Below are 16,428 nucleotides of genomic sequence, written 5' to 3' on the forward strand. Positions count from 1 at the left end.
ATGGCGCTGACCAAAGCAGAGATGGCCGAGCGCCTCTTTCTCGAGGTGGGCCTCAACAAGCGTGAGGCAAAAGAATTCGTGGACGCCTATTTCGAGGTGGTCCGCGAGGCGTTGGAAAAGGGCGAGCAGGTGAAGCTGTCGGGGTTCGGCAACTTTGACCTCCGCCAGAAGAACCAGCGACCGGGACGCAATCCCAAGACGGGCGAAGAGATTCCGATTTCCGCCCGCCGCGTGGTGACGTTCCGACCGGGTCAGAAACTCAAGGTGCGAGTCGAGGGCTATGCTGGACCAAGGGAATAACACCGAGCTGCCCGCCATTCCGGCGAAGCGCTACTTCACGATCGGTGAGGTAAGCGAACTGTGTGGCGTCAAGCCGCACGTGTTGCGGTATTGGGAACAGGAATTTCCCGCACTCAATCCGGTCAAGCGTCGCGGCAACCGCCGCTATTACCAGCGTCACGACGTGCTGATGATCCGTCAGATCCGTGGCCTGCTGTATGACGAGGGCTTCACCATCACCGGCGCCCGCGCCCGGTTGGAAGGCCCGCAGGCGCGCATGGAGTCGAGCATTTCCCACCAGATCGTGCGCCAGGTGCGCATGGAGCTGGAAGAGGTCCTCGCACTGCTGCGTCGCTGAATTTTCATCACGACTTCCGGTACTACCGGCTTAGCTGGTAGACTTGTCGTCTTGCCGATCATCGGGGCGTAGCGCAGCCTGGTAGCGCATCTGCCTGGGGGGCAGAGGGTCGTGGGTTCGAATCCCGCCGTCCCGACCAATTCGGCAATAGATAAGAAAACGGTGCCCTTGGGCGCCGTTTTTTTGTTTGTTGATGCTGCGAAAGCGGGACTTCGAAACTCTGCAGCGGTCGCCAGCGAGCCGCGAAAGCTACTCGAAGCTGGCTTCGCTGCAGCAAAGCCCTATCTCTTTCGCAGGAAAGACCAGACGTCCCTTTGCTTGTTGGCCTGATGGACAGGCCCTACACTGAACATGTGCAATATGACGTACATGTCGGGAGAGCCCCCATGAGGACCGTGAACTTCACGGAGGCAAGGAACAATCTGAAGGCAGTGGCCGATCAGGTAGCGGAGGACCATACCGCTACGCTCATCACGCGCCGCGATGCCGAGGATCTCGTGATGCTTTCGGCTAGTGACTACAACTCCATTCAAGAGATGCTGTACCTCGTCAGCTCCAGGGCGAATGCAGCGCGCCTTAACGAGGCGATGGAAGAGGCCGACGCCCGGCTGCCGGCTGCCGCCCGCGTGGTTACCCCTGACGATCTGGCTGGCATGGCCCCGCGCAAGCACCAGGCCGGCAAGGTCATGGACGAGCCCAGCCATGCGGCCCCTTTGTTGATCCGCCGGCATACCGGTGTAGAGACCAAGGTCAAGGCGGGTGACTCGAAGGCCAGCCGGGTCAAGGCCGCCACGCCGGGCAAACCCAAGAACCCTTCCAAGGCCGCGCCGGCGAAGTCAGCCTCGAAGCCCAAGAAGAAGGCGTAAAACGCCATGGACCAAGACAGGAACAGGGATGATCTGTGGTGGTCGAAGCGAGGCTGGGAAGACTACCTACATTGGCAGGCAAGCGATGCCACCAAGGTAGCCGCCATCAATGGTTTGATCAGGGATATTCGCAAGACTCCCTTTACGGGCCTGGGCAAGCCAGAACCTCTAAGGGAGAACTGGTCCGGTTGGTGGTCGCGGCGCATCACCCTGGAACACCGGCTGGTCTATCGGCTGCTGGACCTTCCTGCTCCTGGCGTGAAGCACGCCAGGACAACCCTACGGATGATCCAGATCGCGCAGTGCAGATTCCACTACTGAATCTGCACCGCACAATGGTCGTTTCTCAATAAAGCACGCGACTGCGCAGCGTTCCCGGAATGGCCGAGAGCCGATCGCGCAGCTCGCCCGACTGCTTCTCATCGGCCGCCACGTCGATCACCACGTAACCCACTTCGCTATCCGTCTGCAGGAACTGCGCATCGATGTTGATGTTGCCGGCGGAGAACAGCTCGTTGATGCGCGAGAGCACGCCCGGCACGTTGCGATGGATGTGCAGCAGGCGGCGGCTGCGCGGATGTTCGGGCAGCGAAACTTCGGGGAAGTTGACCGCCGAGAGGGTGGAGCCGTTGTCGCTGTAGCGCACCAGTTTGGCGGCCACTTCGATGCCGATATTGTCCTGTGCCTCCAGCGTGCTGCCGCCGATATGCGGGGTGAGGATCACGTTGTCCATGCCGACCAGGGGCGATACGAAGGCATCGTCGTTGCCCTTGGGTTCGACCGGGAAGACGTCCACCGCGGCGCCGGCCAGATGCTCCGAGCGCAGCGAGGCGGCCAGCGCTTCGATATCCACCACGGTGCCGCGCGAGGCGTTGATCAGCAGCGAGCCCTTGCGCATGCGGGCCAGTTCGCGGGTGCCGATCATCAGCTGGGTGGCAGGAGTCTCCGGCACGTGCAGGGTCACCACGTCGGCGCGTTCCAGCAGGTCGTCCAGGCTGTTGGCGGCGCGGGCGTTGCCCAGCGAGAGCTTGGATTCGATGTCGTGGAAGATCACGCGCATGCCCAGGCTTTCGGCCAGCACGCCGACCTGGGTGCCGATATGGCCATAGCCGACGATGCCGAGCACCTTGTCGCGCGCCTCGAAGCTGCCCGCGGCGGATTTGGTCCAGCCGCCGCGATGGCATAGCGCGTTCTTCTGCGGGACGCCGCGCAACAGCATGATGGTTTCAGCGATAACCAATTCCGCCACGCTGCGCGTATTGGAGTAGGGCGCGTTGAACACCGGCACGCCGAGCCGGCGGGCGCTGCCGAGGTCCACCTGGTTGGTGCCGATGCAGAAGCAGCCCACCGCAATTAGCCGTTTAGCCTGCTGAAGCACCTCATCGGTCAGGTGCGTGCGCGAGCGGATGCCGACGATATGGGCCTCAGCGATGCGGGCCTTCAAATCGGCCTCCGGCAGGGCTTTTTCGTGGTATTCGATCTGGCTGTAGCCCGCGCGCTGGAAGCTTTCCACGGCGCTGCGGCTGACGCCTTCGAGCAGGAGTACCTTGATGTCTTGTTTCGGGAACGAGGTCTTCATGGGCCGTTGCGCAATGGAGAACGCCTGCACTATGCCACGGCTTGAAGCGCTTTTGCGGCGTCGCAACACTGGACGATGCAAAGCTGCGCTGGCAGGCTTGCAGCACACCCGGGGACAACCGCATGACTGATGCTCGACTGGCCGCGCTCGCCGCCCGGCTGCCCAATCTTCGCCTGCTGACCGATCTGGCCGATCTGGAGCACTACGGCCGCGACTGGACGCGCCGCTGGACCCCCGCGCCGCTGGCAATCGCGCTGCCTGGCGACGTGGCCGAGGTGCAGGCCGTGGTGCGCTGGGCCAATGAGCAACAGGTGGCGATCGTACCCTCGGGCGGTCGCACGGGTCTGTCGGGTGGCGCGGTGGCGGCGAACGGCGAGCTGGTGCTCAGCCTGGAGCGCATGAATCGCGTGCTCGACTTCGATGCAGTGGACCGCACGCTCACCGTGCAGGCCGGCATGACGCTGCATGCCGTGCACGAGGCCGCCAGGGAACAGGGGCTGCTCTATCCAGTGGACTTTGCCGCCCGCGGCTCCTGCTCCATCGGCGGCAATATCGCCACCAATGCCGGCGGCATCCGGGTGATCCGCTACGGCAACACGCGCGAGTGGATTGCCGGACTCACCGTGGTGGCTGGCAACGGCGAGCTGTTGCAGCTCAATCGCGGGCTGATCAAGAACTCCAGCGGCTACGACCTGCGCCAGTTGCTGATCGGTTCGGAGGGAACGTTGGGTGTCGTGGTCGAAGCGACCTTGCGTCTCACCGATCCGCCGCCGCCATCGCAGGTCATGTTGCTGGCGCTGCCCAATATGGAAGCGCTGATGGAGGTGTTCGCGCTGTTTCGCTCGCGGCTCACCCTCCAGGCGTTCGAGTTCTTCACCGATGCAGCACTGCGCCATGTGTTGGCGCACGGTGCGCAGCGGGCCATCGATGGCGAGCACCCGTATTACGTGGTGACCGAGTTCGACAACAGCGAAGCAGCACAGGACGCCGCGCTAGCTGCGTTCGAAGTCGGCGTGGATCACGGCTGGATCAGCGACGGCGTGATCGCGCAAAGTGATGCGCAGGCGGCCGCGTTGTGGCGGCTGCGCGAAGGCATCACCGAGAGCCTGGCGCCGCATCGCCCGTACAAGAACGACATCTCGCTGCGGATCAGTGCGCTGCCGGCTTTCCTGCGCGAGATCCAGGCCTTGCTGGGTCGCGAGTATCCGCACTTCGACGTGGTCTGGTTTGGACACATCGGTGACGGCAACCTGCATATCAACGTGCTGCGTCCGGACGATCTGTCGGACAGCGATTTCATCGCCCAGTGCGAGCACGTCACCAAGTTGCTGGCCGAAACGCTGCAGCGGCATGGCGGCAGCATTTCGGCCGAGCACGGCATCGGCCTGGTCAAGCGCGCCTATCTGGGCAGCACCCGTAGCGAAGCGGAAATTGCGCTGATGCGCGGCGTGCGGCAGGTGTTCGACCCCAAGGGGCTGCTCAATCCGGGCAAGCTGTTCGTCTGATGGCGTCCAGCGGCGCCGGCTAAGCCGGACCTAAGTCGGGGCGGGGATGCTGTGCAGACCTCACTGCTGGCAGATCTCCCATGCGTCCTTTGCCCACCCTGCTGTTCTGTGCCCTCGCGGCGGCGTTTGCCGGCCATGCGGCGGCTACCCCGGCGCCCGCGGATTTCCGCGTACTCGCCCGCCTGCCGCTCGGTGGCGCCGGCGGCTGGGATTACCTCAGTTTCGATGCGCAGCGCCGTCATCTGTTCGTGACGCGCGGCGACCATGTCGATGTGGTGGACGTGGACCAGCACAAGCGTATCGGCACGATTCCCGGCACGAAGGGCGTACACGGCGTGGCGCTGGATCAGTCGGCGCATCGCGGCTATGCCAGCAACGGGCAGGCCGCCTCGGTCACGGTGTTTGACCTCGACACCTTCAATGTCGTGGCGACCATCAGCGGCACGGGCGAGAAGCCCGATGCCATTGCCTACGACCCGGCGTCGAAGCACGTGTTCACGTTCAACGGCAAGGGACATTCTTTCAGCGTGATTGACCCTGCCACCAATACCGTGACGGCCACGGTGGCCTTGCCCGGCAAGCCGGAATTCGCGCAAAGCGACGAGGCCGGATCGATCTACGTGAATATTGAAGACACGGCACAGCTGGTGAAGATCGACACGACCAGCAACACCGTGGCAGCGACGTGGTCGCTGGGCGGTTGCGAAGCGCCGACCGGCCTGGCGATCGACCGCAAGCTGCATCGCCTGTTTTCTGTTTGCGACAATAAGCAGATGGCCGTGACCAATGCCGAGAACGGCCAGGCCGTGGCGCGGGTGCCGATCGGCGAAGGCCCGGATGCGGTGGTCTTCGATGAGGCCACCTCGATGGTGTACAGCTCCAATGGCGAGAGCGGTGATATTACGGCCGTGCGCCAGAAGGACGCCGATCACTACAGCGTGGTCGCATCTATTCCGACTCAGCCCAGCGCCCGCACACTCACGCTCGATCCCAAGCTGCATCGGCTCTACCTCTCGGCGGCCAAGTGGGCGTCGGCACCGAAGGAGGGCGCCCGCCCGGACATCGTGCCGGATAGCTTCACGGTGCTGACGGTCGGCGCGCCCTGAGTCTGTCTCCGGCGCACTGAGAAGTGCGCCGGAGGTCTGGGTGAAAGAGGCGATCAGGGGTGGCGTGATAGCCTTATAGGCCGTCCCCGTTCGCTTCAGGAGCATCGAGCATGTCGCAGGAACTTCGCACCCTGTATCCCGAGATCGAGCCGTATGACACCGGCATGCTCAAGGTGTCGGACCTGCACACGCTGTACTACGAACAGAGCGGCAATCCCAACGGCAAGCCGGTAGTGTTCCTGCATGGCGGCCCGGGCGGCGGCACCAATCCGAAGTGCCGGCGCTTCTTCGATCCGGCGGTGTATCGCATCGTGCTGTTCGATCAGCGCGGCTGCGGCAAGTCCACGCCGCATGCGGAATTGCACGAGAACACCACCTGGAACCTGGTCAACGACATCGAGCGCATCCGCGGGCATCTGGGCATCGATCGCTGGCAGGTGTTCGGCGGCTCCTGGGGTTCGACGCTGGCGCTCGCCTATGCGCAGACGCATCCGGAGCGCGTGACTGAGCTGGTGTTGCGCGGCATCTTCATGCTGCGTCGCTGGGAACTGGAGTGGTTCTACCAGAAGGGTTGCGACGCGCTGTATCCCGATGCCTGGGAAACCTATCTGAAGGCGATCCCCGAGGTGGAGCACGGCGACCTGATGAGCGCCTACTACCGTCGCCTGACCAGCAGCGACCCGATCGAACGCGTGGAAGCCGCGCGTGCATGGTCGGTATGGGAGGGCGCCACCAGTTACCTGTGGCAGGACGAAAGCCATATCCAGTCCAGCGGCGAAGACGAATTCGCCTTGGCCTTTGCCCGCATCGAATGCCACTACTTCGTGCACGGCGGCTTCTTCGAACATGATGACCAGCTGCTGCGCAACGTCGAGCGCATCCGCAAGATTCCTGCCGTGATCGTGCAGGGTCGCTACGACGTGGTGTGCCCGATGCGCAGCGCCTGGGATCTGCATCGTGCGTGGCCGGAAGCGGATCTGCGCATCGTGCAGGATGCCGGTCACTCTGCATTCGAGCCGGGCAATATCTCGGAGCTGATCAACGCGACCGATCGTTTCCGCGGCTGATTGAGCCCCACTGACGTACGCGAACCCCGGTAGCCATCTGCCGGGGTTTTCTTATGTCTGCGACATGGCCAGCCGGGGAAACACGTGCAGGCTGACGTGCGCACGCTTGGCCTGGCGCTTGGCGCGCGCGGCGAGCATGGCGATCGATTGCGCGCGCTGCGGCAGCGGTGGCGCCAGCTCCACTGCTCCCATCACCACCGTCGTAAACGGGAAGAATTGCGGCTCGCCGCGACGATCCTTGCCTTGCAGTCCGCCGTGGAAGATGTCCAGCGCATCGAACAGTTGCGGCGAGCGCGCATTGAACGCATCGATCACCCGCTGGCAGCGCRCCTCCCAGTCGCCGCTCTGGAACAGCACCACGAAATCGTCGCCGCCGATATGGCCGATGAAATCCAGCGCCGGGTCCACGTGCTCGCTGAGCAGCCCTGACAGCAGGCGGATCATCTCGTCGCCGCGCGAATAGCCGTAGTGATCGTTGAACGGTTTGAAGTCGGTGAGATCGACGTGCACCACGGTGAAACACTCGCCGCCATCGATCAGCCGTTCCAGATGTTCGGTGGTGGGGATATTGCCGGGCAGGAAGGTCAGCGGGTTCGCGTGCCGCGCTGCTTCGATACGCAGCTCGCTCACGCGACGCACCAGGGCCTCGCCCGTGCCCAGGCCCAGATAGACGCCCTTGCGCGTCACGATGAAACCGTCGGCGAGATAGCGTTGATCTTCGCCGCGCAGCACGTCGGCCAGACTTTCGAGGCTGCGGTTTTCATCGCATACCAGCGGCGCGCTGTTCATCAGCGCCGTGCATGACTTGCGCGCCAGCAGTTCGCGGGCAAAGGGCTGCGCCATGCGCTCGTTGACCAGGCGGCGATTGATCAGGCCGATCGGATGCCCGTCCTTGACCACCGCCACCGCGTGCAGCTCGGGATGATCGACGAACAGCGCCATCACCTCGTCGTTGGTCTGACGCGGCTGCACGGCGGGCGCCTCGATCAACAGGTGGCTCACTTGCGTGGGACGCTGCGTGACCGGGCCGCGCGGGCGCGGCAGCACTGACACTGCCGCCGTACGCAACACTTGCCGGGATTCGGCGCTGGCTTCGCGGACAATGTGTTCGGCAGGACGGCCAATCAGGAAGCCTTGCGCATAGGGGATACCCAGGTCGCGCAAGACGCGCAGGTCCGCCGGGTCTTCCACGCCTTCGCCGACCAGGTCGGTGCCCAGCGATTCGGCGACCTGGCAAAGCGAGCGCACGATGGCCAGGCGTCCCGCGCTGCGCGACACGCCGTTGATGAGGTATCGGTCGATCTTCACCACGTCGGGGTGGATCTCGTTCCACATCTCGAAGTTGGAATGGCCGTTGCCGAAATCGTCCAGCGCGACGCGGATGCCATGCGCGCGCAGATAGCCCAGCGCATGGGCGAGGCGGGCAGGGCTTTCTACCACATCGCGCTCGGTCACTTCGATGGTGACGCGGGCGGGGTCGAGGCCGCAGGCCGACAGTGCCAGCAGCACGTCGTCCGGGCGCAAGGTGTCGTGCAGGATGGCGTGCGCGCTCAGGTTCACCAGCAGGCGGCCCGCTGCCGCCTGCGCTTCGAACGCACTGCATAGCGTGCGTGCGGCATGCAATTCCAGCTCCGCCAGTCGGCCCTCCATGCGGGCCAGATCCAGCAGATCGAGGATCGACAGTTCGCCCGGCATGAAGGCACAGCGGCTCAGGCCCTCGTGCGCCACCACTTCGAGCGTGTCCACGCGCACCACCGGCTGAAAGACCGGCTGCAGGCTTCCTGCGGCGAGCGCGCGCTCAAGCACGGCTTGTGGCGTGTAGTGGGGGAGGGGTCTGGCTGGCATGCCCTGTTCGATGTCAGGCCGCGGCCCGCGTTGGATGCACCTTGGCAGATGAGAGCCCCGCTTCATGCGGCGACCCGTGGTGGCCTTCCGTTTGGGGAAGGCGGAAAAACGCGACTTGCCGCATCAGCGTGTCGGCATCGGTGGCCAGCGCGCGGCCGGTGTACTTGATGTCTTCGACCAGCTCGGCGTTGGCCTGGGTCATGCCGTCCATTGCCATCACCGCGCGATTGACCTGGCCGATGCCACTGACCTGGGACAGCGTGGCGCCGGAAATCTGCGAGACGCGCGTCGATACATTGGCGATGCTGAGCACGATGCCGTCGAGCGCCTCGCCCGAGCGCGTCACGCGTTCGCGTGCGGTGACGACGGCGTCGCCGCTGCGTTCCACCAGGCGACGGATGTCCTTGCCGGCATCCACGCAACGGCGCGCGAGCTGGCGCACTTCGGTGGCCACCACGGCGAATCCGCGGCCACGCTCGCCTGCCTGCGCCGCTTCGATGGCTGCGTTGAGCGAGAGCAGGTTGGTCTGGAACGCAATGCTGTCGACCAGGTCGACGATCTCCGCGATATCGCGGCTGGCCTTTTCGATGGCGAGCATCGAATCGATGGCTTCGTCTGCCACCTGGCGGCCATGCTCGGCGTGCTCCAGGGCATCGCGTGCCGCGGCCGCTGCGCCATCGGCGTGGCCCGCACCCAGTGCGGCGGTATCCGCCATATGGGTCATCGACGCGCTTGTCTGCTCCAGGCTGGCCGCTTGCGCCTGCGTGCGCGAGCTCAGCGCTTCGTTGTCCAAGGCAAGCCGACGCGCGCGTTCGCCCACCGATTCGGCACCGACGCGTACTTCGGTCAGCACCTGGGTGAGCTGGGTATCCATGGAGGCGAGCGCGCCCAGCAGTTTGCCCAGCTCGTCGTTGGAGCCGACGTCGATCGCCTCGCCCAGCGTGCCGGCGGCGATGCGTTCGGCCACCTGCGTGGCGCGCGTGAGGCGTTGCATGAGCGAGCGCATCAGCGCGCCATCCATCAGGATGGTGACGGCGAGCGCCACGCCCAGCAGCACCAGCAAAAGCACCATGCCGTCGCGATCCGCCGCGCGCTGCATGGCCACCTGCTTGTTGCCCTTGGCAAGCGCGGACTGGAACAGGTTGGCGAAGTCGCTCTGCAGGGGCTCATAGGCCGGCTGCACTTCGGTGGTGAGCTTGAGGCCGCCGATATCGAACTGACCCGCATCGAGCAGGGCGAGGGTCTCGTCGATGATGCGGTCGGCTTCGGCGCGATGGGCGGTGGTGAGCTTGAGCGCCTGCGCCTGTTCCTGCGCCAGTTCGCTGCCCAGCAGCGTCTTCCAGTGGCGCTCGGCATCGATGCGATCGGCGTGGATGCGCGTGTGTGCGTCTTCCACCGCCGAGGGCAACTGGGACATCACGGCATGGACCAGCACCTGCAGTGTGCTGTTGTAGTCGTTCTGCACGCGGCCCACGTCGGCGACCGGGCTGAGCGAACCGTCGACCAGACCCTGGATGCGCGTGTCCGCGCGATGCAACTGCACCATGCCGGCCACGCAGGTGATCGCCAGCAGCGACACGATGGCCAGCAGGCGCAACAGCAGACGCTGGCGCAGCGTCAATCCGGTGGTCGGCTTGGAGAACTTGAACATGGGGAAGTCCGGGGTGAGGGAACTGCAAGAGCTGTCGGCTCACCGCGCGGTAACTTTAGCCAAAAATGCAGGAAAAGCGCTTTATCTTCAACTTGTTATGACTGCCTCGCGGGGTCGAGGCGACGCGGAAATCATGGCACGGGAAGATGTCGTCTCCGTGACTTATGTGCTGCACTTCTCATGCTTGAGTCAAAGAAAAACCCCGCCGATGAGGGCGGGGTTTTGGCGGAACGTGAGATGCCGATGCTCAGCTGGCGGGCAATTGCTTGGTGCCGAAGATCTTGTCGCCCGCATCGCCGAGCCCGGGCAGGATGTAGCCGTGCTCGTTGAGCCGCTCGTCGATGGACGCGGTATAGATCTCCACATCCGGATGCGCCGCTTCGATGCGCTTGAGGCCTTCGGGCGCGGCGACCAGGAACAGTCCCTTGATGCGCTTGCAACCGGCGGCCTTGAGCATGTCCACCGTGGCAATCAGGGTGCCGGCGGTGGCCAGCATGGGATCGACGATCAGCGCGATGCGCTCGTCCATGCGGCCGGTGAGCTTCTCGTAATAGGTGATGGGCTCGAGCGTCTCCTCGTTGCGCTGCAGGCCGACCACACTCACCTTGGCCGCGGGAATCATGTCGAGCACGCCGGGCAGCATGCCCAGGCCGGCGCGCAGGATCGGCACGATGGTGACCTTCTTGCCCTTGATCTGGTGCACGGTGAGCGGACCGGCCCAGCCTTCGATGCGCTGCTCGACGGTTTCCAGATCCTTGGTGGCTTCGTAGGTCAACAGCGAAGCCACTTCCGAGGCCAGCTCGCGAAATTCCTTGGTGCTGATGCCGGCGCGGCGCATCAGGCCGAGCTTGTGCTGGATCAGGGGGTGATGGACTTCGACGATTTTCATGGGCAAACCTGGCGGCAGAGTCGGTGAATTGTCACTCACGCGGCGTGATGAGGGCGAGCGGTTTGTCCAGCCGAAGCTCGCGATCGATACCCGCCTTCGCGACCAGTTCCGCATCGTGGCTGACCAGGATCAGCGAGCCGCGATAGGTCGCCAATGCCTGCTCGAGCAGCTGGCGGCTGTCCAGATCCAGATGGCTGTCCGGCTCGTCGAGCAGCAACAGGTCATAGGGTTCACGCGCGCTGTCGAGTGCCAGCAGGGCGAGCTTCACGCGTTCGCCCCCGCTCAGCGCACCGGCGGCCACGTCGGCACGCTCGCCACGCAGGCCGATGCCCGCGAGATATTCGCGATAGCGCGTCGGTGCATGGCCGGGCGACAGCTCGCGCAGGTTCTCCAGAGCGCTGTGTTGGTCATCCAGCAAGCTGTAGTGCTGGTCGATCAGCAGCAAGCGTTCGCCACGCCGGAGTTGTCCGCCGCGTGGGGGTAAACGCCCGGCGATGGCGGCGAGCAGGCTGGATTTGCCGCTGCCGTTGTCGCCGTGCAGGTAAAGGCGTTCGCCCGGTGCGAGATGCAGATTGATCGGCTGGTCATGTCCGTAGGGCGGTATGAAGTCGTGCAATTGGAACGATGCACGCGTCGCCGCATGCTCACCCAGGTCGAAACGCTGGGCGCGATGCACGTCCACGCGAGCACGGGCCTCGGAGAGTTGTTCGTGTTGCCTGGCTTGTTGCAAACGCTGCGCGGTGAGCAGGCGGGCACCGGTGTCTTCCGAGCGCTGCTTGCGTCGATCCAGCAGGATGGTGGGCATGTTCGCGTTTGCACGTTCGCGCTGGGCTTTCTGTTGTTGCCTGGCGAGACGTTGCCGCTCTTCGTGCTGTTTGCGCTCGAGCATCTTCTGCTCGCGTCGCGCCTGATCCAGTTGCCGCCCGGCCGCCTGTTGGTCGGCATCGCGTCGCGCGGCATAGGCGGCGTAGTCGCCGCCATAGCGACGCAAGCCTTGCGGTGAGAGTTCGTCGATGCTTTCCACGTCGGCCAGCAGTGCGCGGTCGTGGCTGATCAGCAGATAGCCGCCCGCGTGTGCCGTCAGCTTTTCGCGCAACCAATGCCGGCCGCGACGATCCAGGTGATTGCCCGGCTCATCGAGTATCAGGAAATGCTGGTCGTGTTCGAACAACTGCGTGAGCTGCAGGCGCACGCGTTCGCCGCCGCTGAGGCTCTCCCATGGCCGTGCCAGATCGCTCGGTAGCGCGGCCTGTTCCAGCCATCGACTAGCCCGTTCGTACACGGTCCAGTCGTCGGCAAGCGCCTGGAAATCCGCAGGATCAACGCTGCCTGCCTCGATCCGGCGCAGCGCATCGAGTTTGTGCTCCACGCCCAATGCCGCAGCGATGCTGCCGCCGAACGCTGGCCAGCGTTGCGGTAGATAGGCGAGCTCGACGGTGCGCGCGACCTGGCCGTGGGTGGGTTCGATCCGGCCAGCAAGGATCTGACCGAGCAGAGACTTGCCGCTGCCATTGCGTCCGACCAGTGCATGGCGGCCAACGGAAAAGGACGTCTCGAGTTTTTCGAAAACGGGATCGCGACCCGGCAAAGCAAAGCCGAGCTGATGGATAAACATGGCTATGGCTGTCATAGACCCTCCGATAGGGGAGTGGCATACGACAAGGGGTCTGGCGCTTAAGCGCGCTGTGGGATGTCGACCGCCCTGTCACTCGTGGCCAGACGCAACGCACCCAAAGTGGGAGCAATCGGTTGGCAGGCGAGCGGCTTAGAGGCGCATGTCGGCGGTGAATCCCTGGAAGGCTTGAGAGTGCGCAGGATAGCAGCAGAACCTCAAGCGGCAATAAAAAGGGCGCCGATAAAACCGGCGCCCTGGTGGCTTGCTCAAAAATGCGATCAATGGCCCGCGTTGGGCGTACCGCTCAGGCAGGCGCTCATGAACTGCTTGCGCTCGTCGCCCTTGAGCGTCTTGGCATGCGGATCGGCATTGCAGGCCTTCATCTTTTCCTGCTGGGTCATCTTGGCCGGTGCGGCGCTTTCGCCCTTCAGGCAGCTGCTCATGAAGGTCTTGCGCTCGTCGCCGGTCTTGCCCGTGGCCTGCTTGTTGCAGTCGGTCATGCGCTGCTGCTGCGAGTTCTTGGCGGGCGCGCTGCTGCTTGCCGCCTGCGGCGCGGCGAAGGCGGTGGAGGCAGCGAAGGCCAGCGCAACGCTGGCAACCATCAGACTCAAACGCGAAGACATGCGGGTACCCTCCTGGATGACATGACCGGCGAACGCCGGCGTCGCAAGTCTATGCCTGCCGACAGGTCGCGTGGGAGGGCGCGCGTGGTCGCCGAGGCGTCCCGTTCAGCAAGCCGGAGGGGGACAGGAGAATCGGACTTTTCTTAGCCTGGCGGGGCGCCAAAGGAAAGGCCACGCCCGTCGCCGGGCGTGGCCTCCCAGGGATTTGAAGCTACCGATCAGTGACCGTGGTCGTGCCCTTGGTCATCGTCGTCGTGATGGCCATGCCCGTGGTCGTCGTCATCGTGATGACCATGGCCTTGTTCGCCGAACAATCCCGGCACGAACAGATCGACCACGAAACCATCGTGATCGGACACGCCAATCGCCTTGCGCACGTCGGTGGCGCTGGCCGCATCGGCCTCGGTCTGCACCGGCGCATCGAGATCGGCGCGGCCGTACTGCATCTTCAGGAAGCGCAGTCGGGCGACATCGTTCATCAGCGCATGATCGAGCACTTGCACGGTGGGCACCTCGCGGCCCGAGTTGCCGGAGCCTGCCGTGGTATAGCCCTGGATCGGGCCAAATGCCTCGGTGTAGAGGAACGAGTAGCGATCGTTCTGCGGCACCGATTCGACCGCATTCCACAGGGCAGGGCGCACGATGTTCTTGCCCAGCTTCAGCTGGTTTTCGCTGTCCTTGTACTTGCCCGAGGCCAGTCCCACCACGTCCACCCAGCCATCGCTGAACTGGTAGGCGTTGAAGTCGCCCACCACCATCAACGGCAGCCACGGATTGGTGCCCTGCAGGCTTTGCACCTGGCGTGCCAGCGAACTGGCTTGCAGGAAGCGCTTCTGACGGTCGCGCACGGCGCTGTCGTCGTTGTCGTCGACGTTGGTGCGAGCCTTCATGTGCACCGAGATCACCTGGAAGCGAACGCCGCGCGCTTCGGCGGTGAGCAACAGCGGCGGATGGTCGTGCACGAACGCGGTCTGGCCGTTGTCGTTCCAGGTTTCGTCGGCGGCCAGCTGCTGCACGGACACCACGCGGACGCGGTCGCTGCGCACCAGGAAGCCCACGTTGATGCCGCTGGGATCGTGTCCGGGCACCAGGTAGGCCTGGTACTTGGCGCGATAGTCGTCACCCAACTGCGTGGCCAAACCTTGTAGCAGCGGCAGGCTCTTCACTTCCTCCACTGACAACACGTCGGGCAACTGCAGCACGCTGCCGATATAGGCGGACAGGCGCTGCGTCTTCAAGGCCACTTCATCGGCCGTCGGCTCCTTGCTGTCGCCGCTGCAGGTAAAGACGGTGTTGAAGTTGGTGTCGCAGAAGCGCTCGGTGTTGAACGCACCGATGCGCAGTGCGTACGGCGCGGTCAGTGAAACGGAGCGCGGCATTTCCGCGACGTGCTTCAAGCTGATCTTGGTCGGGATGAAGGTGTAGGCACCGAAGTCGTAGGAGATGATGCCTTCGGCTCGGAACGTGGTGCCCGCCACGAACGGCGTGTTGAGCGGCACGGCGCCGAAGTCCGCGGTATTCATCTTGAATACTTCCGGGTTGCCGCTCCAGTTGGCTAGCTGCACACCGTCAGGCACCGGCACGCCATAGCGCACGCCGGGGAGACGCAACGAGCGCTTGCCGTTCGCGGTGATGCTCACTTCCGCATACGGCTCGCCGCTGAAACGCTTGTTGCCCGTGTTGATCATGCCGTTCTCGATCACCACGCGCATGCCCACGAAGCACTGGAAGTTGGTTGCGCCGCACGACAGCTTGGTCGGATCGGACGACGGGATCGCATCGCCAAACACCACCGCCTTCGGCAGGCGCGCGCCATGCGAGCTCACCGTCACCACGGGGCTGGTGAGTTCGGGCAACTGATAGTAGTTGGCGACCCTGGCGTCCACGTTCACCACATCGCCCACCGCCACCGTCGGCGTGCTGGAGGTGAACACATAGATGCCGTTGGACGTGAGCGCATCGGCATCGGCGCGTGCGTCGGGCGTCTGCATGGTGAAGCCCGCCGGGCCCACCGCGGTGACGATGTTGCCCGTGGTCTTAACCGGCTTGCCGAGCAGCGGCGAGATCTGATCGCGCCCCTGGATCTGCCAGATCTCGGCAGCAACCGGGATGTCGTAGAGGATCGCGCCGATCGCCGTATCGCGCGACAGCGGAAGATTGCCGCTGGGCTGGCTCAGCTTGACCTCGAAGGCCTTGTCGTCGCTCGGCGTGGTGCGGCCGTGCACCACCACGTTGAAGTTCGCCTGCATCTGCCCTTCGGCGATGCTGACGTTGGTATCGAGCGCGTCGTAGTCATGATTGGCCACCGTAGCCGTGCCATCGAGCGTCGCCACGTGCACCGCGACGCCACCCGTGGGCGCAGGCTGGGTGAGTGAGACGGTGAAAGGCATTTGGACGTCCGCCGCACCGCGCACCGTGGCGCTTGCATCGGCGATGGACAACGCCTGGCCCAGCACGACGCACGAGCTTGCGCTGTTGTGCGGCGCCGTGGGAGACACCACGTTGAAATCCGCCTGGTTGTCGCCGGTGTTTTGCGGCAGGCCCGCGGCCGTGGGCTTGCGGCCATAGCCCTTATCGGCATTCGTGGTGCCGAGCGACGCCAGTGGCGTGCCGGCCTTGTACGCAGAACCAGTGGAGAGGCCGACCTGATCAACCAGCTGGCCCGAACCATCGAGGATGGCCAGACCGCCGTCGTCGGTGACGCCTGTGCTGTACTTGAGATCGCCGGCCACGCTGCCGGAATAACCGCTGCTCGCGCTGTTGGTGAGCAACAGATAGCAGCCCGGCGCGATGGACGTGCCGCTCGGCAGCGTCAGGCGCGTGCCGGTGGTGCCGCTGACGTTGGAGGCGTTGAATTTGTAGCCCGACAGATCCAGCGCCTTGCTGCCGCTGTTGAACAGCTCGACGAATTCGTCGTTGCCGCCGGCGGGGCCACGGACGCGAAACTGACTGATGTTGAGATCTGCCGCTTGCGCAGCGGTTGCCGACAGGGCGAGCAACAGTGCGACTAATAGGGCACGTCGAATGTGCGTTGGTTTCATTAAC

General features: G+C 64.4%; 14 protein-coding genes and 1 tRNA gene. 8 read left to right on the forward strand and 7 right to left on the reverse strand.

Going from position 1 to position 16,428, the window contains the following annotated elements; genetic code table 11:
* The 5 genes from ihfA (at position 1) to AC1DKY_RS04970 (ending at position 1,824) form a co-directional block, all read left to right on the forward strand.
* A complete protein-coding gene (gene ihfA / locus AC1DKY_RS04950) occupies positions 1-300 on the forward strand; it encodes an integration host factor subunit alpha (RefSeq protein WP_019467382.1) in 300 nt (99 codons plus the stop codon).
* Positions 281-637, forward strand: coding sequence for a MerR family transcriptional regulator (locus tag AC1DKY_RS04955; RefSeq protein WP_019467383.1), 357 nt, complete (start codon positions 281-283; stop codon positions 635-637). Before ihfA ends, AC1DKY_RS04955 begins: the two co-directional genes overlap by 20 nt.
* A 62-nt stretch (positions 638-699) precedes the next feature.
* Positions 700-776 (forward strand) — tRNA-Pro (locus AC1DKY_RS04960).
* Between the two features lie 247 nt (positions 777-1,023).
* Positions 1,024-1,503 (forward strand): type II toxin-antitoxin system Phd/YefM family antitoxin, encoded by a 480-nt coding sequence (locus AC1DKY_RS04965; RefSeq protein WP_441602597.1) that lies wholly within the window; start codon positions 1,024-1,026, stop codon positions 1,501-1,503.
* 6 nt (positions 1,504-1,509) lie between these two features.
* Positions 1,510-1,824 (forward strand): Txe/YoeB family addiction module toxin, encoded by a 315-nt coding sequence (locus AC1DKY_RS04970; RefSeq protein ID WP_441602598.1) that lies wholly within the window; start codon positions 1,510-1,512, stop codon positions 1,822-1,824.
* 25 nt (positions 1,825-1,849) lie between these two features.
* On the opposite strand, the gene serA is transcribed toward AC1DKY_RS04970, so the two are convergent.
* On the reverse strand, positions 1,850-3,082 hold the full coding sequence (gene serA / locus AC1DKY_RS04975) for a phosphoglycerate dehydrogenase (protein WP_441602599.1): 1,233 nt from the start codon (positions 3,080-3,082) through the stop codon (positions 1,850-1,852).
* 122 nt (positions 3,083-3,204) lie between these two features.
* On the opposite strand from serA, the gene AC1DKY_RS04980 reads away from it, so the two are divergent.
* The 3 genes from AC1DKY_RS04980 to pip all read left to right on the forward strand — a co-directional run bounded on the left by AC1DKY_RS04980 (position 3,205) and on the right by pip (position 6,760).
* On the forward strand, positions 3,205-4,587 hold the full coding sequence (locus tag AC1DKY_RS04980) for an FAD-binding oxidoreductase (protein WP_441602600.1): 1,383 nt from the start codon (positions 3,205-3,207) through the stop codon (positions 4,585-4,587).
* An 80-nt stretch (positions 4,588-4,667) separates the two neighbouring features.
* The gene (locus AC1DKY_RS04985; protein WP_441602601.1) at positions 4,668-5,693 is read left to right on the forward strand and encodes a YncE family protein; all 1,026 of its coding nucleotides are present in this window, start codon (positions 4,668-4,670) and stop codon (positions 5,691-5,693) included.
* Positions 5,694-5,803: 110 nt separating this feature from the next.
* Positions 5,804-6,760: a prolyl aminopeptidase gene (gene pip / locus AC1DKY_RS04990; protein WP_441602602.1), complete on the forward strand. Its 957-nt coding sequence runs from the start codon at positions 5,804-5,806 to the stop codon at positions 6,758-6,760.
* Between the two features lie 51 nt (positions 6,761-6,811).
* On the opposite strand, the gene AC1DKY_RS04995 is transcribed toward pip, so the two are convergent.
* From AC1DKY_RS04995 to AC1DKY_RS05020, 6 genes are all read right to left on the reverse strand, one after another.
* The gene (locus AC1DKY_RS04995; RefSeq protein ID WP_477179885.1) at positions 6,812-8,605 is read right to left on the reverse strand and encodes an EAL domain-containing protein; all 1,794 of its coding nucleotides are present in this window, start codon (positions 8,603-8,605) and stop codon (positions 6,812-6,814) included.
* Positions 8,606-8,618: 13 nt separating this feature from the next.
* Positions 8,619-10,256, reverse strand: a complete 1,638-nt coding sequence (locus AC1DKY_RS05000; RefSeq protein WP_441602604.1) for a methyl-accepting chemotaxis protein — start codon at positions 10,254-10,256, stop codon at positions 8,619-8,621.
* Between the two features lie 247 nt (positions 10,257-10,503).
* Complete coding sequence (gene upp / locus AC1DKY_RS05005) at positions 10,504-11,145, reverse strand: uracil phosphoribosyltransferase (protein ID WP_441602605.1); 642 nt, start codon at positions 11,143-11,145, stop codon at positions 10,504-10,506.
* 31 nt (positions 11,146-11,176) lie between these two features.
* Entirely contained in the window at positions 11,177-12,775 is a 1,599-nt protein-coding gene (locus tag AC1DKY_RS05010) for an ATP-binding cassette domain-containing protein (RefSeq protein WP_441602606.1), read from the reverse strand.
* Between the two features lie 263 nt (positions 12,776-13,038).
* Entirely contained in the window at positions 13,039-13,383 is a 345-nt protein-coding gene (locus AC1DKY_RS05015; protein WP_441602607.1) for a PsiF family protein, read from the reverse strand.
* 218 nt (positions 13,384-13,601) lie between these two features.
* Positions 13,602-16,424, reverse strand: coding sequence for a lamin tail domain-containing protein (locus tag AC1DKY_RS05020; protein WP_441602608.1), 2,823 nt, complete (start codon positions 16,422-16,424; stop codon positions 13,602-13,604).
* Positions 16,425-16,428 lie beyond the last annotated feature (4 nt).

Source organism: Dyella sp. 01N448, from assembly GCF_056399225.1.